Below are 21811 nucleotides of genomic sequence, written 5' to 3'. Positions count from 1 at the left end.
CATCATGTCGACTTCCTCGTCGGTGAACAGCTTCTGGAGCATGAGGTAGCCGTTCTCGTCGTAAAAGTCCAGTTCCTTCTGCTGCAGCGGGCCATCATATCCGGCGCTCCCGTGTACTACCGGGTCCTTCCGGTCCATGATTTCCTTATGGTCGCCCTGTCTGGATGGATATTTATCGACTGCCATTGTTCAAAATACCTCCTTTATATTTTAACCAAGGGATTAAAACCTCAGTCAATCAGACACATTCCCGGCTTAAAAAGGAATAAACATTAGAAACGGAAAATTTTTAATAATTAAATAAGCAGGAAAAGTTCTAAGCCGGATTTGATGCGTAATGGACTCATATTAAAAAAAATTTTATTTTTTTAAGCGATAACATCGTATTCAAACCACTTAGTATATGCTTTTATACTTGCTGTTGTGCCGGGAGATTTGGCATTGGCGTTCCCCTTTCAGGATTGATACAATATTAAGCATTGAAAAGTCGATATAGGAGGACACTGGTATGCACATTGTTACGTCCACATTTAGAGTCCCGGAAGAAAAAGCAGCCGAGGTTATTGCAATATATGAAAAAAGATCGCGACGGGTGGACAAGGCAGAAGGGTTTCTGAAGTTTCAGCTTCTGCAGAATGAAAAAAAGCCCGGTGAATTAACGGTCTACATGGTATGGACATCTAAGGAAATGTATTTGAACTGGGTACGGAGTAAAGAATTTAAAGAAATACATGAAATGGAGAAAAACTATCCGGATCAGGAGCTTGCAGGCATTGTGCCGGAAGTTCACCAGTATCAGGTGGTGGCAGAATGACGCCGGAGGAAAAAGAAAAAATTGTTCAGCACGTTTCTGAAGAAATATATAAAGCTCATCCCTGGCTTTGGGAGAGGTTTAAAGAGAGAGGGAGGGAGAAAACAGAAGAAGATAATCATCACCATCTCAAACATCTTGAAACCTCCTATGCTCTTTCGGACCGCTCCTTTTTTCTGGATTACACAGCGTGGCTGGAGTCAGTTTTAAACGAGCGGGGAGTATCTACTGCCATCATTATTGATAACTATAAGCGTTTGAGAGCAATCTTCCCTCTTTATGCGGCTAAAGAGGAGCGGCTCTTTTTTACGGAATGTCTTACGGAGGGAATTGAGCAGCTTGAAGAAAACATTCAGAAATAAGGTGACAATTAATGATAATACAACCGGAAGATCTGGCAGGCATGATGCTCGATGGACTCGATGAAGAGGCCTGGCAGGAAATCCAAAAAGTAAATAAGCACATGACGTTAACCGGGATCTATGAAGATCTGCTGACACCTGCTATGTATCATGTTGGAGAACTCTGGCAGGAGAATAAAATATCGGTCGCAGATGAGCATCTGGCAACGGCGACATGTGATTTTCTGCTTTCCCGACTGGAGCGAAAGGAAGAAAAGCAGCCCTCACCAGATGCTCCAAAAGCACTTCTTTTCGGTGTAGCGGAAGAGCAGCACTATTTAGGCTTAAGAATGGCGGCCTCCATTTTTCGGGCACGCGGCTGGTCGGTGAAGTATCTCGGACCAAATCTGCCAGCTGAGCAGGCGCTCGCTTTTGCAGAAAAATGGCAGCCGCAGGCAGTCGCCATGTCGGCAGCCCTCTCGTATCGTCTTCCTTCGTTATTTTCCTACATTGAGGCCTTTACTGCTCTGAAAGAAAAGCCGGCGGTCCTCCTCGGCGGCAAGATGGCAAGAGAACGCGATGTAGGTGAACTATTTTCCGGGGAAGTTATCCGGATGGATGGGCTGCGTACGCTCGAGCGTTGGATCGAAGGAGAAGAGGAGGGAGGCACCTATGCCAGATCTCAGTCCTGAGGCTCTGCCGCTTCCTTACGTGCAAATAGATAAGCATTACAAAATCATTTATATGTCTTCTTCCGCGCGGAGTCGTTTTGGCCATAAGGAATATTTTTATGAGTGGCTGGATGAAGGAAGCTGGGAAAAGGCAAAACGGCTGTTTCATGATATGCCTGAAGAAAATGGCGTAGAGTTGATTTTTATCGACGAAGACCGCATCTCCACTGTGATGGATGTATACACGGAAAAAAGCAACGATCTGCACATCCACGTGCTGCTTGTGCCAAAGGATCAAAGCTACAGCAATGTCTCAGGCAAGCTCGAACGTCTTCGCGGCCGCCTTCGGGAGACGAATACAGAACTGCTTGAAGAAAAAGAAACGATGGAAGCCGTCATTAAGGAAAATTACCGCCTGTCCGCTCCGTTTATTGAAATTACAAAAGATATGGCCCTCGTGCCCCTTCACGGCGATATTAACGAGCAGAAAGTGTCACTAATCGCTGAAAAAGTTGTTCATGCCTGGCACCAGGGGGAGTACGAAAAGACAATTTTTGATTTTACCGGGGTGGGAGAGGTAGACGAAGAGGGGATGAAGGAACTGCGCAGCACCTTTGAAGCGCTCACCTTGATGGGCACTAAAGTCATCGTGGCCGGCGTCCTCCCGCGCCAGGCCAAACAGCTTCAGGAAATGCATACCTCCCTTGCTTTTGAATTCAGCCGTTCACTCGAACAGGTCTTAACAGCTTCCCTTGGCAGTTAAAAACAAAATGAAACTTTCCAACCTGGAAAGATTCCGCTACAATTAGAGGAAAGAAAGCGTGTGAGGAGGCCTGGCATTGGCACTTACTTTTTATGGATATCCCCCGTGCGATACATGCCGCAAAGCTAAAAAGTGGCTTGAAACAGAAGAGATCCCTTTTAACGAGTATCATATTGTAGACCATCCGCCTTCTAAGGAAGAACTAAAGAAGTGGAAAGAGCAGGAAGGGCTCGAATGGAAACAGTTTTTTAACACAAGCGGAAAAAAGTACAGGGAGATGGACTTGAAGAGCCGTCTGCCGAAAGCGTCCGAAGAAGAAATTCTGGAATGGCTCTCCTCTGATGGAATGCTCATAAAAAGACCTGTCGTGACAGATGGCGAGAGTGTTACCCTTGGGTTTAAGGAACCAGTTTTTGAGGAAAAGTGGAAAGCGTATTAGTATTCATTTGAAGGAGGATGATTATGCATGAGTGTGCCAGATGAACTTTTGTATTCAGAAGAACATGAATGGGTGAAAAAAGAAGACGGACGTCTTCGCGTTGGGGTCACGGATTTTGCCCAATCAGAGCTTGGCGATATTGTATTCGTAGAGCTTCCAGAGGTTGGGGATGAGCTTGAAGCAGGTGAACCATTTGGAAGTGTAGAGTCTGTAAAAACAGTATCGGAGCTTTATGCCCCGGTCACAGGGAAAGTCGTAGAAATTAACGAAGACCTGGATGATTCTCCGGAATTCGTTAATGAATCGCCGTATGAAAAAGCTTGGATGATCGTTGTAGAGCCTTCCAATGAAAGCGAACTGGATGATCTAATGTCTCCGGCTCAGTATTCGGACATGGTAAGCGACGATTAATACTGATTTACATAGAAGCTGGCCTGTAAACAGGCAGCTTCTTTTTTGAAGAGCTTTAATACTGATCGTTTTCACCCTTTTCAGCACGACGCCAACAGTTGACGCTTATAGGAAAAGGTGCTATTATCAATAGCATCGTCAAATATGAACGGATAATCATCGTTCACTTATCAAGAGAGGTGGAGGGGCTGGCCCTGTGAAACCCGGCAACCAGTCTGCATAAGCAGACATGGTGCCAATTCCTGCAGGCATATGTCTGCAAGATGAGTGGAAAGGATTCTTAAAAACCTTTCTGCTCGTGTGCAGAAAGGTTTTTTCTTTATGGTTCGAGGTGGAAAGAGAACATTTGCCGGAACTGTGAAGATTTAAAACCTACTATTTACATCTCTTTAATGAAGATAAAGAAGGACGATGAAGGAGAGAGCGGTATGATTCAATTAAAAGGTTTGTCCAAGGCCTTTCAAACAAAAACACAAACCGTTACTGCTGTAGATAACGTCAGCCTTTCTATTGATGAAGGAGAGATCTTTGGCATTATCGGCTACAGCGGCGCAGGTAAAAGTACGCTTGTAAGGCTGTTAAATAAGCTCGAAACCGCAACGAGCGGTGAAGTAACCATCGAGGGAGAGAGCATTACCTCCTTAAAAGGGCAGTCTCTTCGCAGCGCCCGCCAGGAGATAGGAATGGTGTTTCAACACTTTAACCTGCTGTGGTCGCGGACAGTAGCAGAAAACATTGCGTTTCCACTCGAAATTGCAAAGCAGTCAAAGCAGGAACGAAACAAACGGGTGCAGGAGCTGGTGAACCTTGTCGGCCTTGAAGGCCGGGAAGATTCCTATCCTTCCCAGCTGAGCGGCGGCCAGAAGCAGCGGGTTGGCATTGCAAGGGCTCTTGCTAACAACCCAAAGGTGCTGCTGTGCGATGAAGCGACGTCGGCCCTGGATCCAAAAACAACGGATTCTATTCTCGCTCTGCTGACTGATATTAATAAAAAGCTCGGTTTAACCATTGTGCTGATCACGCACGAAATGCACGTAATCCGTAAAATCTGCCACCGGGTGGCAGTGATGGAAAACGGCAGAGTCGTTGAAGAAGGGCCTGTGCTCCAGGTCTTCCGGAAGCCTCAGGAGCATATGACAAAAGAATTCGTGCGCCAGATTACGGAGCCGGAGGAAGATGCCTCGGAAATTGTATTTAATGAAGAAGAAACCGGGGCAGTGGTACAGCTGAAGTTTTTGGAAAACAAGGCTGAGCAGCCGTTCATTTCCAAAGTCATCCGCCAGTTTGATGTGGATGTGAACATTATTCAGGGAAAAATTTCCCAGACGCAGCGCGGCAGTTATGGCTCTCTTTTCATCCGCATCAAAGGCAGCCATGAGGAAATCGAAAAAGCGCTGGACTACCTCCGTGAAGAAGAAATAGAAGCGGAGGTGATGGAGCATGCTTAGCACCTGGATGGAAGAAATTAATTGGGAAAATATGTGGATTGCTACGTGGGAAACTGTATATATGAGCTTGATCGCGGTAGCAGCAACGTTTTTACTCGGAACAATACTAGGCGTTCTGCTGTATTTAACGGATAAGGGAAACATGTGGGAAAACAAGCCGGTGCATACGGTGACAGCGGCGATCGTCAATATTTTTCGTTCGATTCCGTTTATTATTCTAATCATTCTGCTTATTCCATTCACAACCTTTTTAATTGGCACGATGCTCGGGCCGAGTGCAGCGCTGCCAGCGCTGATTATCGGTGCAGCTCCTTTCTATGCCCGTCTGGTGGAAATTGGCTTGAGAGAAGTAGATAAGGGCGTTATTGAAGCTTCGCAGGCAATGGGGGCGACCCAGTGGCAGATCATCCAAAAGGTGCTTCTGCCTGAAGCCTTGCCATCCTTAATTTCCGGGATCACGGTGACAGGCATCACGCTGGTCAGCTACACCGCCATGGCCGGTGTTGTAGGCGGGGGCGGTCTCGGGAACCTTGCGTATCAGGAAGGGTTCCAGCGAAGCAACAATGACGTGGTGTTTGTTGCTACAGTCCTGATTTTGGTTATTGTCTTCATTCTACAGTGGGTGGGCGATATTTGGACGAGACAGATAGATAAACGATAAATATTATATTAATGGGGGAATTTTTCATGAAGAAAACACTACTTGGAGTTTCATTACTTTCCACGGCAGTACTTGCAGCATGCGGATCTGATTCAGAATCAGGAGACGGTTCCGGAGAAGACACGCAAACACTTACCGTAGGGGCTACGAGTGTACCGCATGCCGAAATTCTGGAATTTGCCGAAGATCAGCTTGAAGAAGAAAATATCGAGCTTGAAATTGAAACCTTCAACGACTATATTGTTCCAAACGAAGCGTTGGCTTCGGAAGAAATTGATGCAAACTATTTTCAGCATATTCCGTATCTTGAAGATCAAATGGAAGAAAACGAAAACTATGATTTTGTTAACATGGGCGGTATTCACATAGAACCTATCGGTGTTTATTCCCAGGAATACGACAGCCTTGATGCCCTTCCTGATGGGGCTGAAATAATTATGAGCAACTCGGTCGCAGACCACGGCCGGATCCTTCAGATGCTTGAACAGGAAGGCATGCTTACGCTTGAAGAAGGGGCCGGTGTGGAAGCAACTGTGGAGGATATTGCTGAAAATCCGAAAAACCTGCAGTTCCAGGCGGACATTGATGCGGCTACACTTCCGCAAGTGTACAATAATGGCGAGGGGGATGCAGTGTTTATTAACTCCAACTACGCGATTGATGCCGACCTGAATCCACAGGAAGATGCCATTGCGCTTGAAAGCCCGGAAGACAATCCGTATGTCAATGTGGTAGCGGCGAGGGCAGAGGATGAAGATAATGAAACGATTCAGACGCTCGTGGAGGTATTGCAATCGGAAGAAACACAGCAATTTATTGAAGAAGAATACGATGGAGCTGTTATTCCTGCCGAGCAATAATAGCGGACAGGCCGGACTTGTTGACTAAGTCCGGTCTTTTGTATTAAGTAGAACTAAAAGAGAATCTCCATTGAAAGAGTTTTTCTTTTTTTACTTCTCACCGAGGTTTGGTATACTGTAAGGGTGAATGAAGGAAAGCATTGAACAAGGAGGGTCGTTCCTGCAAATGTTTGTATAGGCGCCCTCCTTTTTGTATGAATGCTTTTATTGAGAATAAAGCCAAGGAATTCTCATTTATTTCCTATGCGTTTTATTATCATACAGCAGCTTAAAAATGAAATGTATCGGGAGATGAAGCGAGTTTGCTTGAAGTCAGTTTATATTTGTTATAAAATAATAATTATAATAAATAGAGAAAAAACAGCGGTTTCCGCTTGATTCCAAAATATGGAGGTATGCAAAATGGCAACGCCGAATTTGAAAATTGAGAATTTGCACGTAGAAATTGAAGGTACTGAAATCATTAAAGGTTTCGATCTGGAAATGAACGGCGGAGAAATTCACGCAATCATGGGACCAAACGGAACAGGGAAATCCACGCTTGCTTCTGCAGTGATGGGCCATCCGAAATATGAAATTACTAAAGGAACTATCACTCTTGACGGAGAAGACGTTCTCGACATGGAAGTCGACGAGCGCGCAAGAGCAGGTCTTTTTCTCGCAATGCAGTATCCAAGTGAAGTGAGCGGTGTAACGAACTCTGACTTTATGCGTTCGGCCATTAACGCTAAGCGCGGCGAAGGCAATGAAATCCAGCTGATGAAATTTATCCGCCAGATGGATGAAAAAATGAACATGCTTGAAATTGACGAATCGTTCTCCCAGCGTTATTTAAACGAAGGTTTCTCCGGCGGTGAGAAAAAGCGTAATGAAATTCTTCAGCTTCTTATGATGGAACCAAAAATCGCTATCCTGGACGAAATCGATTCCGGTCTTGATATCGACGCGCTCAAAGTCGTTTCCAAAGGCGTAAACGACATGAAAAGTCCGGACTTTGGCTGCTTAATCATCACTCACTATCAACGCCTCTTGAACTACATTACTCCGGATAAAGTGCACGTTATGATGCAGGGACGTATTGTTAAATCCGGCGGCGCCGAATTGGCCCAGCGTCTTGAAAACGAAGGCTATGAGTGGATTAAAGAAGAACTCGGCATTGAAAACGAACGCGTTGGAGAACCACAGGAATAATTTTAACAGCAGGGGAGGCGAAATGATGTCTATAGATACTACTTGGAAATACGATGAAAAATATGTCGAAGATTTTTCAAACAACCAAAATGAACCACAATGGCTGAAGGAGCAGCGCCTGAGCGCAAGCCGCCTGTCAGAAAAGCTGGAGCTGCCAAAACCGGAAAAAACGAACATTAAAACGTGGAACTTTACCGAATTTGAGCACCAGGGCACTTCGAAAGAAACCTTTTCCTCGTCGGACGAACTGCATGAACAAGTGCAGGGACTTATTGATAAAAACGCCACAGAGCAAAATCTTCTCGTGCAAAGAGACGGCCAGACGGTTTTGTATGAAGCAAGCAGCACGCTTGAAGAGCAGGGCGTTATTTTCACAGATATCGCAACGGCGGCCATCGAGCACGGCGATCTGCTCGAACGTTATTTCATGGGCAATGCCGTACAGGTGGATGAGCATCGCTTCACAGCGCTCAACGTAGCTCTGATGAACGGGGGGACATTCATCTATGTGCCGAAAAATGTAAAAGTGGAAGCGCCGCTTCAAGCAATCTATTGGCTGGAGCAGGCCGATATGGGGCTGTTCAACCACGTAGTTATTGTAGCAGAAGCAAACAGTGAAGTGACGTATCTTGAGAACTACGTTTCTTATGATACCGAAACGCCTTCTGTAGTTAATGCAATTGCAGAAGTTTATGCCGAAGAAGGCGCGAACGTTTCCTTTGGCGGAGTGGATCACTTAGAGAAGGCGACCACGGTTTACACTAACCGCCGCGGCTACGCACTTAAGGACGCAAGCATCGACTGGGCACTTGGCCAGATGAATGAAGGAAATACAGTATCGGACAACACGACTGCACTTGTAGGCGATGGTTCGACTTCTGATAAAAAATCCGTGGCTATTGGCCGTGGAGAGCAGAGCCAGAACTTCTGGGCCCATATTATCCAGTTTGGTAAAAATACGGATGGCCAGATTTTGACTCACGGTGTTATGAAAGACAAAGCTTCTGCTATCTTTAACGGCGTTAATAAGATTGAGCACGGAGCAACAAAAGCTAACGGAGAGCAAACCGAGCGTGTGCTTATGCTCAGTGAACGTGCACGTGGCGACGCGAACCCAATTCTCCTTATCGATGAAGACGATGTTACAGCCGGCCACGCAGCTTCTGTCGGCCGCGTTGACCCGGTTCAGCTTTATTACATGATGAGCCGCGGGATTCCGCAAACAGAAGCAGAACGGCTGATTATTCATGGCTTCCTCGCTCCAGTAGTGGACGCACTGCCAATTCAAGCTGTGAAAGATCGTCTGACGGAGGTAATTGAAAGGAAAGTATACTAATGGATGTAAAAGCCATTCGTGAACAGTTTCCTATACTGCAGCAGGAAGTAAATGGAAGCCCGCTGGTCTATCTTGACTCGGCGGCTACTTCCCAAAAACCGCTGCAGGTCATTGAAGCGGTTAATGATTACTACCGCCGCTATAATTCCAATGTCCACCGCGGGGTGCATACACTTGGAAGCATGGCGACGGATGAGTACGAAGGAGCCCGGGAAAAAGTCCGTGCCTTCATCAATGCCCCCTCCTCCCAGCAGATCATTTTCAACCGCGGCACGACAGTCGGCATTAACACGGTGGCTTCAAGCTACGGAGATGCTCATCTGCAGGAAGGCGATGAAATCGTCCTGACAGAAAAAGAACATCATTCCAATCTTATTCCGTGGCAGCAGGCAGCAAAACGTAACGGAGCCCATCTCCGGTATGTGGAGCTTGAAGCAGACGGAACGGTGACGGCAGAAAATGTACGCAAAGCTGTTTCCGAAAAAACAAAAATTGTTGCCGTCAGTCACGTCTCAAACGTACTTGGCACGGTGGACCCCATTAAAGATATTGCCGCTATCGCCCATGAACACGGAGCGATCATCGTCGTAGACGGTGCCCAGAGCGTCCCGCACATGACGGTGGACGTGCAGGACCTGGACGTGGACTTTTACGCCTTCTCCGGGCACAAAATGGGCGGCCCGACAGGGATCGGTGTTCTTTATGGCAGAAAATCTCTTCTGGAAAATATGGAACCGGTGGAATTTGGCGGCGAAATGATTGACTTTGTCGGGCTTTATGATTCAACATGGAAAGAAACCCCGTGGAAGTTTGAAGGGGGCACACCGATCATTGCTGGTGCTATTGGTCTAGGAGCAGCAATTGATTTCCTGAAAGAGATAGGCCTGGATGACATTGCTGCTCACGAAAAAGAGCTCGGCCAATACGCGCTCAAGCAATTATCGGCGGTGGATGGTCTGGAAGTATACGGACCAAAAGAACGTACAGGCATTATGACGTTTAATGTACAGGATGTGCATCCACATGATGTCGCCACCGTTCTTGATGCAGAAGGCATTGCGGTACGCGCCGGCCATCATTGTGCGCAGCCGTTAATGAAGTGGCTCGATGTAGCCTCTACCGCCCGTGCCAGTTTTTATCTTTACAACTCCACAGAAGATATTGATGCTTTGGCAGAGGGGTTAATAAGAGTAAAGGAGTATTTCGGTGATGTCTTCGCATAATTTAGATACACTTTACCGCCAGGTCATCATGGATCACTACAAAAATCCAAGAAACAAAGGTGACCTGGAGGAAGAGACACTTCATGTCAACATGAACAACCCAACATGCGGCGATCGCATCCAGCTTCAGCTGAAGGTGGAAGAAGAAAAAATCTCCGATGCAAGATTTGTTGGAGAAGGCTGCTCGATCAGTTTATCCTCTGCTTCGATGATGACGGAGGCCGTAAAAGGTCACACTGTCGAAGAAGCACTGGATATGGCGCAGATGTTTTCGCAGTTAATGCAGGGCGAAGAGATCGACGATACGAAATACGACCTTGGCGATATCGAAGCCCTGCAGGGCGTTACGAAGTTCCCTGCCCGTATTAAATGCGCAACACTTGCGTGGAAGGCCATGGAAAAAGGGTTAGTGGAAGAAGAAGACCGTTCATAATACAGCAACGTGCTTGAAACACAGCGGGAATGACTATGTTCATTCCTGACTCTAAGGAGGTATTTTCATATGGCAAAACAAATGCCGGAAATTGGTGAAGACTATCAGTATGGTTTTCATGACAAAGACGTTTCCATTTTCCGTTCTGGTAAAGGCCTCACAGAAGAAATTGTAGAAGAAATCTCCAGAATTAAAGAAGAACCTCAGTGGATGCTTGACTTCCGTCTGAAATCTCTGGAAATCTTTTATAAAAAACCAATGCCGCAATGGGGCGGCGATCTCTCCGGATTGGACTTTGACGCTATTACGTACTACGTAAAACCGTCGGAGCGTTCCGAAAAATCCTGGGATGAAGTTCCGGAAGAAATCAAAAACACATTCGACAAGCTCGGTATTCCGGAAGCAGAGCAAAAGTATCTGGCAGGGGTATCAGCACAGTACGAATCCGAAGTTGTATACCACAACATGGAAAAAGAGCTTGAAGAGCAAGGAATCGTGTTTAAAGATACTGACACTGCAGTAAAAGAAAACGAAGAGCTGTTCCGCGAGCACTTCGGCAAAGTAATTCCGCCGTCGGATAACAAATTCTCGGCACTAAACTCTGCAGTGTGGTCCGGTGGTTCCTTTATCTATGTACCAAAAGGTGCAAAGGTAGAAACACCGCTCCAGGCTTATTTCCGGATTAATTCGGAAAACATGGGACAGTTTGAGCGTACGCTGATCATTGCAGACGAAGGCAGCTCCGTGCACTATGTGGAAGGTTGTACCGCGCCGGTCTACTCCACTGATTCCCTGCACAGCGCCGTTGTTGAAATCATCGTGAAGAAAGACGCGTACTGCCGTTATACGACTATCCAGAACTGGGCTCCAAACGTTTACAACCTCGTAACAAAACGGGCGGTTGCAGACGCAGGCGCTACGATGGAATGGGTTGACGGTAACATCGGTTCTAAACTGACGATGAAATATCCATCGATTATTATGCGCGGTGAAGGTGCGAAAGGTACTGTTCTTTCCATCGCTATCGCCGGCCGCGGCCAGCATCAGGACGCAGGCGCGAAGGTAATGCACCTGGCTCCTAACTGTTCCTCCACTATCGTTTCGAAATCTATTTCGAAACAGGGCGGAAAAGTAACGTACCGCGGCATTGCGAACTTCGGACGTAAGTCTGACGGTTCCAAATCGAAAATCGAATGTGATACGTTGATTATGGATAATGAATCCACTTCGGATACCATCCCGTACAACGAAATTTATAACAACAACATTGCTCTTGAGCACGAAGCAACGGTTTCCAAAGTATCAGAAGAGCAGCTCTTCTATCTGATGAGCCGCGGCGTTGGTGAACAGGAAGCAACTGAAATGATCGTTATGGGCTTCATTGAGCCGTTTACAAAAGAACTGCCAATGGAATATGCCGTAGAAATGAACCGCTTGATCAGCTTTGAAATGGAAGGCTCGATCGGTTAATTTCCGAGTCCAGTACGAAACAGGGGAAACTGTCCTTGGAAGAGCTATTACTGCTCTGAAAAGGGCAGTTTTTTTGTTTTATTTTAAAGAAGAACGTGAAAAGAACAGAGAGGTGAATAAATGATGATATACGTTGGATTAACCGGCTGGGGGGATCATGACTCTCTCTATCCGAAAGGATTAAAGCAAACAGACAAGCTGAAAGAATACAGCAAATATTTCCCGACAGTAGAAGTGGATTCCTCCTTCTACGCGATCCAGCCCAAGAAAAATATCGATAAATGGCTGCGGGAGACGCCGGATTCGTTCCGGTTTATTATGAAAGCCTATCAGGAGATGACCGGGCACCAGCGGGGTCCGAGTAAATATGAATCAAAGCAGGAAATGTTCGAACAGTATGCTCTGTCAGTGCGCCCGATGAAAGAAGCAGGCAAATTAGCGATGGTGCTTTGCCAGTTTCCACCCTGGTTTGAGTGCAATCGGGAAAACGTGGACTATCTTCGCTATTTAAGAGACCAGCTGCACGAATTTCCCTGCGCCCTTGAATTCCGGCATGAATCATGGTTCCATCCGGAGTTTCGGGAAAAAACGCTCGAATTCATGAAAAATGAAGACTGGATTCATTCGGTGGTAGATGAACCGCAGATTGAAGGCGGGTCGGTGCCAATCGTGGAGGAAGCGACTACGTCTTCCAAAACGCTGATCCGTCTGCACGGACGTGATAAGAACGCCTGGCTGAAGCCGGCACGCGGTCAGGAATGGCGGAAGGTGCGTTATCGCTATAACTATTCTGATACAGAGCTTCAGGAATGGCAGGCACGGGCAGAACGACTGCAGAAAGAAAGCAGCGACGTGTACATGATCTTTAATAACAATTCCGAGCGTCACGCGGCTCCGAATGCACGCCGGCTGCTAGAGCTCTCCGGCATAGAATATGAGGGGCTGACTCCAAAACAAACCTCTCTCTTTAATGACGAGACCCGTGATTCGTAGTAAGATAAAAGAAGATGAAATGCACTCGTTCAGCATCTCAGCAGGAGGGAACGAGTCCAAAGGCGGTGAGACCTATTGTCCTCCAGTTTTTCTGTTTACCTGTACCATACAAATGATATTCACAGCGATCTTGACCAATGGACACGCACAGCAGCTTTTTTGAAAGAACGGGAAAAATTCCGCCAGGAACGGGGAGAGTCAGTGCTTCTTCTTGACCTCGGGGATCACACCGACCGGGTGCATGCAGTCACGGAGGCCACACATGGAAAAGGGAATGTGGAGCTGATGAACGAAGCCGGGATTCGATATGCTACGATTGGAAACAATGAAGGCATTACGTTCGCAAAGGAAGAGCTGCATCATATATACGATGAAGCAGAGTTTCAAGTGCTCCTGGCCAATTTGTTCGATACAGATGGCCGGCGTCCCAGCTGGGCGGAGCCGTATACTATTCATACAACAGCAGAGGGGGTGCGGATTGGCCTGCTTGGCGTTACCGTCCCTTTTTATCCGTTTTATGACGGCCTGGACTGGAAAATTACAGAGCCAGAGCAGGTGATAGAGGAGTATTTACCCGAGCTCCGGGAACAGGCAGACGTTATGATTTTAATGTCGCATCTGGGTTATCCTAAGGACCTGGAGCTCGCTTCTTCGTATGATTTTGATGTTATTTTGGGGGCGCATACCCACCATCTGCTTGAAGAGCCGGAATGGATGCACAATACATTGATTACGCAGTGTGGCAAGTTCGGCACGCATGCCGGAGAGCTTGAGCTACAGTTTGACGGGCCAACGAAGCGCCTCTCCGGCATTATTGGCAGAACCGTGGATGTACGCCGGCTGAAGCCTTCGCCGGTTACTGAAAGGCTTCTGGAGGCGCTCGAGGATGAAGCAGATAAGAATATGAATGAAGTAGTGACAGAGATTGCAGAACCGTTATCTGTATCGTGGACCCAGGAATCGCCGTTTGCTTCTCTTCTTGCCCACGGTTTGCGGGAGTGGTGCAAAACGGAGATATCCATGCTGAATTCGGGACTGCTGCTTCATTCGCTGCCGGCTGGGCCGGTGACGAAAAAAGATATCCATCGTCTCTGTCCTCATCCAATTAATCCATGCGTAGTGGAAGTGCAGGGGCATGTGCTTGAAGAAGTAGTGAAAAAAGCCTTTACGGAGGAAATGATCCGTTTGCCGCTGAAGGGCTTTGGTTTTCGCGGCGAAATGCTTGGCCATATGGTATTCAGCGGGATGGAGGTAAAAGCAGACTACGAGTATGGAGAATGGACCGTACGGAGTGTCTGGATTGGACAGGAGCTGCTTGACCCGTCAGAGACCTATGAGCTGGCTACACTTGATATGTTTACGCTTGGGCCGTTATACACTGGTCTATCGAATGCGGCCTCGAAGCGGTATTACATGCCGGAAATGATGCGCGACATTTTAGCTGATGTTCTCGTAAAGCAGTATACTGCGGGCGCCTGAGCAAGATGGAAAATGGAAAGCCTTCAGCTTGATATTAAGCTCGAAGGCGCTTCCGTGCTTTTGCAAAAGAAGTACAAACATAGGGAGGAACAAACGTGAAACAATACTTAGATCTTTGCCGGCACGTGCTTGAAAATGGCGGGCAGAAAGACGATAGAACCGGCACCGGAACAATCAGCACCTTTGGCTGGCAGATGCGTTTTGACCTGCAGCAGGGCTTCCCGGTGATTACCACGAAAAAGCTGCACCTGCGCTCCATTATTCATGAACTGCTCTGGTTTTTGCAGGGGGAAACAAACATTGCTTACTTAAAAGAAAACAAAGTGAAAATCTGGGACGCCTGGGCAGATGAAGAGGGCAATTTAGGTCCGATCTACGGCAAACAGTGGCGTTCATGGGAAGGAGCAGGAGGCAAAACGGTGGACCAGATTTCAGACGTCGTGAAGGCGATCAAAACAAATCCGGACTCCAGAAGACTGATTGTCAGCGCTTGGAATGCCGCAGAAATTGAAGAGATGGCACTTGCGCCCTGCCACTGCCTCTTTCAATTTTACGTGCAGGACGGAAAATTGTCGTGCCAGCTGTATCAGCGGAGCGCAGATATTTTCCTGGGCGTGCCGTTTAACATTGCTTCGTATGCTCTCTTAACGCAAATGATCGCGCACGTGTGTGACCTTGAACCGGGAGAGTTCATTCACACCTTTGGAGATGCCCACATTTACAATAACCACGTGGAACAAATCAGGACTCAGTTGGAGCGGGAGCCGCGAAGCCTTCCGGAAATGAAAATTACCCGGAACGTGGATTCTATCTTTGATTTCACCATTGATGACTTTTCTCTCGAAGGATACGATCCGCATCCACATATTAAAGGCGAGGTGTCTGTATGATCGCATTTGTAGCTGCAGTAGCAAACGACCGGGTAATTGGGTATAGAAATGATCTTCCCTGGCACCTGCCCGCTGATTTGAAGCATTTTCAGAAAGTGACCAAGCACGGTACTGTTATCATGGGCAGGAAAACGTTTGAATCGATGAATGGACCGCTCCCGTACCGGACTAATGTCGTTATTACCGGCAATACAGACTGGTCGCATGAGGGGGCGCAGGTGGTACATGATATCGAAGAAATTCGCCGGCTTGCTGGAGAAGAGAAGCTGTATTACGTTATCGGAGGCAGTGGTGTTTTTACAGAGCTGCTGCCGGATGCCTCTTATATGTATTTGACCCATATCGACGCAGACGTTCCGGGAGATACGTACTTTCCCGAATGGAACGAATCGGAATGGGAAATCGCTGAAAAGGAAGAGGGGCCTGTGGATGAAAAAAACAAGCATCCGCACCGGTATGTTACGTACAGACGAAAAAACAATTCATAAATTTAGTAAAAGTCCTGCCGCACCGGGTTTTAAGTGCAGCAGGGCTTTTTTCTCTTCATCTCTAGAAGGGAAAAAGAAAAGATCACAGAAGATAGCGCTTGCAGAAAAACTTTTCTGTTCTTCACTTTGACAAGGCAAAGAAAGATAAATATAATGAATTATCAGACAAAAGTTGTGCATCAGCAGATGTTCACATAGTCATGTAACAGACAAAAAGGAGGAAGCTTCATGGCTGCAAGAGAACAATGGGGCACACGTGCTGGATTTATTATGGCAGCAGTTGGCTCTGCGATAGGGCTTGGAAACATTTGGCGCTTTCCGGCAACTGCGTTTGAGAACGGCGGCGGTGCTTTTTTTATCCCATACTTATTTGCGTTGCTGACAGCGGGTATTCCGCTTCTGATCATGGAATTTACCATGGGTCATAAATACCGGAGCGCAGCACCAAGAACTTATTCAAAATTGAACAAAAATGTGGAATGGATCGGCTGGTGGGCCGTGGCGGTAGCGTTTGTTATTTCTACATATTATCCTGTTATCATCGCCTGGGCGCTGTCCTACACGGTGTTTTCGTTTAATTTAAGCTGGGGGGCAGACACCGAAGCGTTTTTATTCAACGACTACCTTCAACTGGCAGCTCCCGGCCAGTTCGGCGGCATGACGATTGGGGTGCTTATCCCGTTAATCATCGTCTGGGCGGTCGCGCTTGGCATATTATTTAAAGGAGTCCAGCGCGGAATTGAGCTGGCGAACCGGATTTTCATTCCGACGCTCGTCGTTATTTTCTTAATCATTTGTATTCGTGCAGTCACTCTTCCAGGTGCAGCCCAGGGGCTCCAGGCTTTCTTTGAACCAGATTTTGGCGCGCTTACACAGGGCGGGGTCTGGGTCGCTGCTTACGGACAGATTTTCTTCAGTTTATCCATCGCTTTTGCGATTATGATCACCTATTCCAGTTATCTGCCGAAGAAATCAGACATTACGAACAATGCCTTTATTACCGGCTTTAGTAACTCAAGCTTTGAACTGCTTGCCGGGATCGGCGTTTTCTCAGCTCTTGGGTTTATGGCCCAGCAGTTGAATGTCGGGGTGGAAGAAGTCGTAGCTGGCGGCGTCGGACTTGCCTTTGTTGTCTTTCCGCAGATTATCAGTGAATTTCCGGCGCTCAGCGGCCTGTTTGGTGTTCTTTTCTTCCTGTCACTCGCCCTGGCCGGATTATCGTCACTTATATCTATCGCCGAGACGTATATTAAAGGACTGCAGGAAAAATTCGGCTGGACACGCGGGAAAGCAGTCGGTATCGGCGGCGGTGCAGCAGCGCTCTGTTCACTTATATTTGCGACACGAGGCGGCCTGAACTTCCTTGACGCAGCAGATTACTTTATCAATCAGTTCGGTGTTGCTCTGCTCGGCCTGGTGGAAGTAGTGCTGATCGCCTGGGTACTACGCAAGCTTCCGGAATTCCAGCAGCACGCCAACGCAATTTCCGATATCCGCCTTGGCGGCTGGTGGAAAGTATGTCTTGGCGTTATTACGCCGATTGTGCTTGGCTATATGATGATTGATTTGTTCCTGCAAAATATTCTGAAACAGTTTGATACCGAAAACGGCAACTATGCCGGGTATACTGACGGATTTATTTTTGCCAGCGGTTGGGCGGTTGCCCTTGCTGCGCTAGTGGCAGGTATCATTATGTCCTTCATACGCTGGAAAGGCTTATCCAAAGAGGAGGCAGAGTAAATTGACAGCCGGAGCAATCATAACAATGGTCGTAGGAATGGTTATTATATGGGGCGGACTTGTGGCAAGCCTGTTAAATGCCAGAAAAGCCTCCAAGCAGAAATAAAACGAAGCAGCCCGGGAGTATACAGCAGCCGGGCTGCTTTTTTGCATACTGAACTGTGTTCTTTTCCGCTTTGCTAACGAATTTGCGGGTGATAGAGAAGGACGGCTATGAATTGTCTGAACCTGTGGAACGTGTTAAAGTATAAAGGAAAACAGTAAAAGCTGGCCAGTCTAATCAAACATATACTACAGATAGAGCACAATCAGGCTTTTTATTATTCATAACTGGGAGTGAGAGCATCATGGCAAAAACGGAAGAATACATCCGCAAGCCGGAATGGCTGAAAATAAAGCTTAACACCAACGAGTCCTACAAAGGGCTGAAAAAAATGATGCGGGAGAAAAATCTTCACACGGTATGTGAAGAAGCCAGATGCCCGAATATTCACGAATGCTGGGCAGTCAGGAAAACAGCTACATTTATGATTCTCGGTGATACCTGTACGCGTGGCTGTCGCTTCTGCGCTGTTAAAACCGGCCTTCCAAACGAACTGGACTGGGGCGAGCCGGAACGTGTCGCAGAGTCCGTCGAACAAATGGGACTGAAGCACGTTGTTATTACAGCCGTAGCGAGAGATGACCTTAAAGACGGCGGCTCAGAAGTGTTTGCTGAAACCATTCGGGCTGTGCGCAGAAAAAACCCGGGCACAACAATTGAAGTGCTGCCATCCGACATGTCCGGCACCCCGGAAAATTTGGACATTTTAATGGAAGCACGCCCGAACATTCTGAATCATAATATTGAAACGGTAGAGCGGTTAACACCGCGGGTTCGTGCCAGGGCGAAATATCGTCGTTCCCTCGATTTTCTTCAGTATTCCAAAGAACTTCATCCAGATATTCCAACCAAGTCGAGCCTGATGGTCGGCCTTGGGGAGACAAAAGAGGAAATCATTCAGGCGATGGACGATCTGCGGGCACATGACGTGGATATCATGACGATCGGTCAGTACCTGCAGCCAACGAAAAAGCATTTAAAAGTACAAAGATATTATACGCCGGAGGAATTTGCGGAGCTGAAAGAAATTGCAATGACAAAAGGTTTCAGCCACTGTGAATCTGGTCCGCTTGTCCGCTCTTCCTACCATGCTGACGAGCAGGTGAACGAAGCACAGGTGCAGATGGAAGCAAGCAAGTATCAATAAGTGAGAGACCGTCCTTGGAAAAACCAGTTCCTATTTTCGGATGCTGGTTTTTCTTTTGGAAGGACCGGCTCAGCAAAGGAGGGAGCTCATTGATTCGAGTTCAGGGGCAGCGGTATGAATTGCTTGAAGACTTTCGAAACGGCTGGAGTGAAGAAGCATTTAAAGAACGCTACAGCGAAGTGCTGAATAAATATGATTACGTTGTCGGGGACTGGGGGCACGAGCAGCTCCGCATGCGTGGTTTTTTTGAAAACGACCGCAAAAAAGTCCCCCACGATTTTAAGATTGGTACACTTGAAGATTATTTATTGGAATACTGCAATTTTGGCTGCGCCTATTTTGTGCTGAAAAAGGTGCGCCAGGAACAAAAGGAAGAAGCGCAGGAAGAAATAAAAGAATCATTAACGTAAAAACCCCCAGGCCCGGGGGTTTTTACGTTTATTCTTCCGCAAGAAGATGGGGTTTATAGTCAAGATGGTGATGGGCTCTAATGTAGCGGACCGTGCGGGTTTTCGCGCGCATGACAATTGAATCAGTTTCGGCAAGGTCTCCACCGAGAAAACGAACTCCGTCAAGCAGCTCGCCGCTTGATACCCCGGTCGCTGCAAAGATAGCATCATCGCCTTTAACGAGGTCAGACAGCTGAAGTACTTTGCTCGTGTCTGTAATGCCCATAGCTATGCAGCGCTCTTCCTCTTCAGCGTCTGAAGGCACAAGACGAGCCTGCATGTCTCCGCCCAGGGCCTTAATAGCGGCAGCAGAAATGACGCCTTCCGGTGCCCCTCCGGTGCCAAGAAACAAATCAATGCCAGTGCGCGGAAGCGCAGCTGCAATGGAAGCTCCGACGTCTCCGTCCCCGAATAGCTTTACCCGTGCGCCTTTAGCACGCACACGATCAATGAGCTTTTGGTGGCGCTCCCGGTCCTGAATGATGACCGTTACATCCCTGACGCGCTTATTATTTGTTTTCGCAATTGTATCGATAGTAGTCTCGATTGGGTCATCCAGACGGACACTCCCTGCCGCTTCCGGCCCAACGGCGATTTTTTCCATGTACATGTCCGGTGCATGAAGAAGCGTGCCGCGGTCCCCGATTGCAATAACAGCGACAGCGTTGGCCCGGCCGCTCGCAACGATATTTGTGCCTTCGAGCGGGTCAACGGCGATATCGACCTCAGGGCCTTCCCCGTCCCCAACTTCTTCTCCAATATAAAGCATAGGAGCTTCGTCGAGTTCTCCTTCCCCGATCACGACCGTCCCGCGGCAGTGGACGGAATCAAACATAGTTCTCATTGAAGTCGTAGCGGCATCATCCGCTTCTATTTTTTTTCCACGCCCAAGCCACTGGGCGGAAGAAACAGCGGCAGCCTCGGTAACACGTACTATTTCAAGCGCTAATTCTCTATCCATAAGTATCATCCTTTCCTGTATGAAGAGGTATATGTAAAACCTGCAAAATGCTTATCTATCTTATCACATTTATAAGCCTCCTTCAGTGGAGTTTTAACTGCAGGTCCGGCACGATATGCTACCATAGAAGTTGAGAAAAGGAGGAAGAAGCATGTATTTTGTAGACCGAAAGCAAATTGAAGACCGCCTGCAGTATATGGAAAGACTCGGGCGTGTGTATGGACAGATCCGGGAGGAAGGGGCAGCCGGTACACAGCTTGCGCTTGAAAGACTTGCTCACGGATGGATTGAAGCACTGATAGATGTTGGGAACCAGATGATTGATGGTTTTATTATGAGGGATCCTGGCAGCTATGAAGATATTCTCGATATCCTTGAAGATGAAGAGGTGCTCGACACTGAAGTGATCCGTAAACTTAAGCCACTGGTCGCATTCCGGAAAAAACTCGTGCAGGAATTTACTGCTATTCCATTTGCCGAGGTCCAGCAGGTACTTGACGAAGCAGAGCCTGCTGTACGAAAAGTAAGCCCGGCGGTAAGAAATTACCTGGAAGAGGAGCTTGGCCCGGTATCTGCCTTTCTGCCGGAGGAGAAGGATAAGAAGGAGTAGAGGAGATGAACAGTTATGAAAAAGTACAAAGCTTATTTGATTGATCTGGACGGGACCATGTACCGGGGGAGTGAGCCGATCCCGGAAGCTGTACAGTTTGTAAATCAGCTTCGTGAGAGAGGGATTCCGCATTTATATATGACTAACAACTCTACCTCCTCCCCCGAAACAGTAGCCGAACGGCTAGCAGGAATGGGAGTGAAGTGCGAAGCAGACCAGGTGATGACAACGTCGCTTGCAACGGCTAGATATCTGCATGAGCAGACTCCTGCTGCTTCCGTGTATGTTGTAGGGGAGCAGGGTCTGGAGGAAGCGCTGGAGGGTTACGGGTTCCGGCTTACGGAAAATGAACCGGACGCTGTAGTTATGGGACTGGACCGCGGTATTACATACGACAAACTGAGTAAGGCGACGGAGGCAGTTCGAAATGGGGCTATGTTTATTTCCACCAATGAAGATGCCGCTGTACCGACTGAGCAGGGATTTCATCCAGGTAACGGGGCCCTTACTGCTGTGGTCACAACAGCTTCGCAGAAAAACCCAAAATTTATCGGTAAACCACAGCCAATTATGGTGGACATGGCGATGCAGGCGCTCGGCCTCTCCAAAGACGAAGTAGCTTTAATCGGGGACAATTACGATACCGATATTCTAGCCGGAGTGCGGGCGGGAATAGATACCATTCATGTGAATACTGGAGTTACCAGCAGGGAGGCTGCAGCGGCTAAAGAAACTCCGCCTGTCTGCCAGGTGGAAACACTGGCAGAGTGGGCTGAATATCTATAGCTTTTTTTGCTATAATGGTTGCGAGTTGAAAATAATATCGTTATAATGTCCTTTATAGAAAGACATTTGTTTACCTAAAATAAACATTATATAAATAAAGAACGCAA

Annotated in this window: 25 protein-coding genes, 1 pseudogene and 1 riboswitch; of the genes and pseudogenes, 24 read left to right on the top strand and 2 right to left on the bottom strand. The window is 47.5% G+C overall.

Features of this window, described 5'->3' with window-relative positions:
* A pseudogene (locus tag ACTTK6_RS12105) lies at window positions 1–186 on the bottom strand (ectoine hydroxylase); the annotation flags it as partial.
* 322 nt (window positions 187–508) lie between these two features.
* Here ACTTK6_RS12105 and ACTTK6_RS12100 point away from each other — a divergent pair.
* The 22 genes from ACTTK6_RS12100 to ACTTK6_RS11995 all read left to right on the top strand — a co-directional run bounded on the left by ACTTK6_RS12100 (window position 509) and on the right by ACTTK6_RS11995 (window position 19308).
* A complete protein-coding gene (locus ACTTK6_RS12100; protein ID WP_094908766.1) occupies window positions 509–814 on the top strand; it encodes an antibiotic biosynthesis monooxygenase family protein in 306 nt (101 codons plus the stop codon).
* The gene (locus ACTTK6_RS12095; RefSeq protein ID WP_462833541.1) at window positions 811–1173 is read left to right on the top strand and encodes a hypothetical protein; all 363 of its coding nucleotides are present in this window, start codon (window positions 811–813) and stop codon (window positions 1171–1173) included. The genes ACTTK6_RS12100 and ACTTK6_RS12095 overlap by 4 nt, the downstream gene beginning before the upstream one ends.
* A gap of 11 nt (window positions 1174–1184) precedes the next feature.
* Window positions 1185–1844, top strand: a complete 660-nt coding sequence (locus ACTTK6_RS12090) for a cobalamin B12-binding domain-containing protein (protein ID WP_462833539.1) — start codon at window positions 1185–1187, stop codon at window positions 1842–1844.
* Window positions 1825–2586, top strand: a complete 762-nt coding sequence (locus ACTTK6_RS12085; RefSeq protein ID WP_462833538.1) for an STAS domain-containing protein — start codon at window positions 1825–1827, stop codon at window positions 2584–2586. Before ACTTK6_RS12090 ends, ACTTK6_RS12085 begins: the two co-directional genes overlap by 20 nt.
* 76 nt (window positions 2587–2662) lie before the next feature.
* Complete coding sequence (locus tag ACTTK6_RS12080) at window positions 2663–3025, top strand: arsenate reductase family protein (RefSeq protein WP_094908769.1); 363 nt, start codon at window positions 2663–2665, stop codon at window positions 3023–3025.
* 27 nt (window positions 3026–3052) lie between these two features.
* The gene (gene gcvH / locus ACTTK6_RS12075) at window positions 3053–3436 is read left to right on the top strand and encodes a glycine cleavage system protein GcvH (protein ID WP_079475537.1); all 384 of its coding nucleotides are present in this window, start codon (window positions 3053–3055) and stop codon (window positions 3434–3436) included.
* Window positions 3437–3600: 164 nt separating this feature from the next.
* A riboswitch (SAM riboswitch) is annotated at window positions 3601–3706 on the top strand.
* Window positions 3707–3864: 158 nt separating this feature from the next.
* On the top strand, window positions 3865–4884 hold the full coding sequence (locus ACTTK6_RS12070; RefSeq protein WP_079475538.1) for a methionine ABC transporter ATP-binding protein: 1020 nt from the start codon (window positions 3865–3867) through the stop codon (window positions 4882–4884).
* Window positions 4877–5545 (top strand): methionine ABC transporter permease, encoded by a 669-nt coding sequence (locus tag ACTTK6_RS12065; protein ID WP_079475539.1) that lies wholly within the window; start codon window positions 4877–4879, stop codon window positions 5543–5545. The genes ACTTK6_RS12070 and ACTTK6_RS12065 overlap by 8 nt, the downstream gene beginning before the upstream one ends.
* 26 nt (window positions 5546–5571) lie before the next feature.
* Window positions 5572–6405 (top strand): MetQ/NlpA family ABC transporter substrate-binding protein, encoded by an 834-nt coding sequence (locus tag ACTTK6_RS12060; RefSeq protein ID WP_079475540.1) that lies wholly within the window; start codon window positions 5572–5574, stop codon window positions 6403–6405.
* Window positions 6406–6807: 402 nt separating this feature from the next.
* Window positions 6808–7596 carry a Fe-S cluster assembly ATPase SufC gene (gene sufC, locus ACTTK6_RS12055; RefSeq protein ID WP_022793930.1) on the top strand — a complete coding sequence of 263 codons (789 nt, stop codon included), beginning with the start codon at window positions 6808–6810 and terminating at the stop codon, window positions 7594–7596.
* Between the two features lie 25 nt (window positions 7597–7621).
* Window positions 7622–8932: a Fe-S cluster assembly protein SufD gene (gene sufD, locus ACTTK6_RS12050; protein ID WP_079475541.1), complete on the top strand. Its 1311-nt coding sequence runs from the start codon at window positions 7622–7624 to the stop codon at window positions 8930–8932.
* The gene (locus ACTTK6_RS12045; RefSeq protein WP_079475542.1) at window positions 8932–10155 is read left to right on the top strand and encodes a cysteine desulfurase; all 1224 of its coding nucleotides are present in this window, start codon (window positions 8932–8934) and stop codon (window positions 10153–10155) included. The genes sufD and ACTTK6_RS12045 overlap by 1 nt, the downstream gene beginning before the upstream one ends.
* Window positions 10142–10588, top strand: coding sequence for a Fe-S cluster assembly sulfur transfer protein SufU (gene sufU / locus ACTTK6_RS12040; protein WP_079475543.1), 447 nt, complete (start codon window positions 10142–10144; stop codon window positions 10586–10588). Before ACTTK6_RS12045 ends, sufU begins: the two co-directional genes overlap by 14 nt.
* A 69-nt stretch (window positions 10589–10657) precedes the next feature.
* A complete protein-coding gene (gene sufB, locus ACTTK6_RS12035; protein ID WP_079475544.1) occupies window positions 10658–12058 on the top strand; it encodes a Fe-S cluster assembly protein SufB in 1401 nt (466 codons plus the stop codon).
* Between the two features lie 123 nt (window positions 12059–12181).
* Window positions 12182–13051 carry a DUF72 domain-containing protein gene (locus ACTTK6_RS12030; protein WP_079476996.1) on the top strand — a complete coding sequence of 290 codons (870 nt, stop codon included), beginning with the start codon at window positions 12182–12184 and terminating at the stop codon, window positions 13049–13051.
* Window positions 13052–13126: 75 nt separating this feature from the next.
* A complete protein-coding gene (locus ACTTK6_RS12025) occupies window positions 13127–14530 on the top strand; it encodes a bifunctional metallophosphatase/5'-nucleotidase (RefSeq protein ID WP_462833535.1) in 1404 nt (467 codons plus the stop codon).
* A 95-nt stretch (window positions 14531–14625) separates the two neighbouring features.
* Window positions 14626–15420 (top strand): thymidylate synthase, encoded by a 795-nt coding sequence (locus tag ACTTK6_RS12020; protein ID WP_462833534.1) that lies wholly within the window; start codon window positions 14626–14628, stop codon window positions 15418–15420.
* The gene (locus ACTTK6_RS12015) at window positions 15417–15908 is read left to right on the top strand and encodes a dihydrofolate reductase (protein ID WP_462833532.1); all 492 of its coding nucleotides are present in this window, start codon (window positions 15417–15419) and stop codon (window positions 15906–15908) included. Before ACTTK6_RS12020 ends, ACTTK6_RS12015 begins: the two co-directional genes overlap by 4 nt.
* Before the next feature lie 228 nt (window positions 15909–16136).
* Entirely contained in the window at window positions 16137–17648 is a 1512-nt protein-coding gene (locus ACTTK6_RS12010) for a sodium-dependent transporter (protein ID WP_079475548.1), read from the top strand.
* 1 nt (window position 17649) lies between these two features.
* The gene (locus tag ACTTK6_RS12005; RefSeq protein ID WP_079475549.1) at window positions 17650–17754 is read left to right on the top strand and encodes a methionine/alanine import family NSS transporter small subunit; all 105 of its coding nucleotides are present in this window, start codon (window positions 17650–17652) and stop codon (window positions 17752–17754) included.
* 220 nt (window positions 17755–17974) lie between these two features.
* Window positions 17975–18898 (top strand): lipoyl synthase, encoded by a 924-nt coding sequence (gene lipA, locus ACTTK6_RS12000; protein ID WP_261763981.1) that lies wholly within the window; start codon window positions 17975–17977, stop codon window positions 18896–18898.
* 89 nt (window positions 18899–18987) lie between these two features.
* On the top strand, window positions 18988–19308 hold the full coding sequence (locus ACTTK6_RS11995) for a YutD family protein (protein ID WP_462833531.1): 321 nt from the start codon (window positions 18988–18990) through the stop codon (window positions 19306–19308).
* A 28-nt stretch (window positions 19309–19336) separates the two neighbouring features.
* Here ACTTK6_RS11995 and glpX read toward each other — a convergent pair whose 3' ends face one another.
* Window positions 19337–20308 (bottom strand): class II fructose-bisphosphatase, encoded by a 972-nt coding sequence (gene glpX, locus ACTTK6_RS11990; protein ID WP_462833530.1) that lies wholly within the window; start codon window positions 20306–20308, stop codon window positions 19337–19339.
* 151 nt (window positions 20309–20459) lie between these two features.
* Here glpX and ACTTK6_RS11985 point away from each other — a divergent pair, with 151 nt between their 5' ends.
* On the top strand, window positions 20460–20918 hold the full coding sequence (locus tag ACTTK6_RS11985; protein WP_079475553.1) for a DUF86 domain-containing protein: 459 nt from the start codon (window positions 20460–20462) through the stop codon (window positions 20916–20918).
* 15 nt (window positions 20919–20933) lie between these two features.
* The gene (locus ACTTK6_RS11980) at window positions 20934–21704 is read left to right on the top strand and encodes a TIGR01457 family HAD-type hydrolase (protein WP_079475554.1); all 771 of its coding nucleotides are present in this window, start codon (window positions 20934–20936) and stop codon (window positions 21702–21704) included.
* Window positions 21705–21811 lie beyond the last annotated feature (107 nt).

This window comes from Marinococcus salis (assembly GCF_054971365.1).
Note: the sequence above shows the minus strand (reverse complement) of the source record. Positions and strands in the feature narration are given on the sequence as shown.

Bases quoted from the DNA above. Each gene is read 5' to 3' on its own strand.
- ACTTK6_RS12100 (WP_094908766.1), top strand. From the start codon at position 509: ATGCACATTGTTACGTCCACATTTAGAGTCCCGGAAGAAAAAGCAGCC.
- ACTTK6_RS12095 (WP_462833541.1), top strand. From the start codon at position 811: ATGACGCCGGAGGAAAAAGAAAAAATTGTTCAGCACGTTTCTGAAGAA.
- ACTTK6_RS12090 (WP_462833539.1), top strand. From the start codon at position 1,185: ATGATAATACAACCGGAAGATCTGGCAGGCATGATGCTCGATGGACTC.
- ACTTK6_RS12085 (WP_462833538.1), top strand. From the start codon at position 1,825: ATGCCAGATCTCAGTCCTGAGGCTCTGCCGCTTCCTTACGTGCAAATA.
- gcvH (WP_079475537.1), top strand. From the start codon at position 3,053: ATGAGTGTGCCAGATGAACTTTTGTATTCAGAAGAACATGAATGGGTG.
- ACTTK6_RS12070 (WP_079475538.1), top strand. From the start codon at position 3,865: ATGATTCAATTAAAAGGTTTGTCCAAGGCCTTTCAAACAAAAACACAA.
- ACTTK6_RS12065 (WP_079475539.1), top strand. From the start codon at position 4,877: ATGCTTAGCACCTGGATGGAAGAAATTAATTGGGAAAATATGTGGATT.
- ACTTK6_RS12060 (WP_079475540.1), top strand. From the start codon at position 5,572: ATGAAGAAAACACTACTTGGAGTTTCATTACTTTCCACGGCAGTACTT.
- sufC (WP_022793930.1), top strand. From the start codon at position 6,808: ATGGCAACGCCGAATTTGAAAATTGAGAATTTGCACGTAGAAATTGAA.
- sufD (WP_079475541.1), top strand. From the start codon at position 7,622: ATGTCTATAGATACTACTTGGAAATACGATGAAAAATATGTCGAAGAT.
- ACTTK6_RS12045 (WP_079475542.1), top strand. From the start codon at position 8,932: ATGGATGTAAAAGCCATTCGTGAACAGTTTCCTATACTGCAGCAGGAA.
- sufU (WP_079475543.1), top strand. From the start codon at position 10,142: ATGTCTTCGCATAATTTAGATACACTTTACCGCCAGGTCATCATGGAT.
- sufB (WP_079475544.1), top strand. From the start codon at position 10,658: ATGGCAAAACAAATGCCGGAAATTGGTGAAGACTATCAGTATGGTTTT.
- ACTTK6_RS12030 (WP_079476996.1), top strand. From the start codon at position 12,182: ATGATATACGTTGGATTAACCGGCTGGGGGGATCATGACTCTCTCTAT.
- ACTTK6_RS12015 (WP_462833532.1), top strand. From the start codon at position 15,417: ATGATCGCATTTGTAGCTGCAGTAGCAAACGACCGGGTAATTGGGTAT.
- ACTTK6_RS12010 (WP_079475548.1), top strand. From the start codon at position 16,137: ATGGCTGCAAGAGAACAATGGGGCACACGTGCTGGATTTATTATGGCA.
- glpX (WP_462833530.1), bottom strand. From the start codon at position 20,308: ATGGATAGAGAATTAGCGCTTGAAATAGTACGTGTTACCGAGGCTGCC.
- ACTTK6_RS11985 (WP_079475553.1), top strand. From the start codon at position 20,460: ATGTATTTTGTAGACCGAAAGCAAATTGAAGACCGCCTGCAGTATATG.
- ACTTK6_RS11980 (WP_079475554.1), top strand. From the start codon at position 20,934: ATGAAAAAGTACAAAGCTTATTTGATTGATCTGGACGGGACCATGTAC.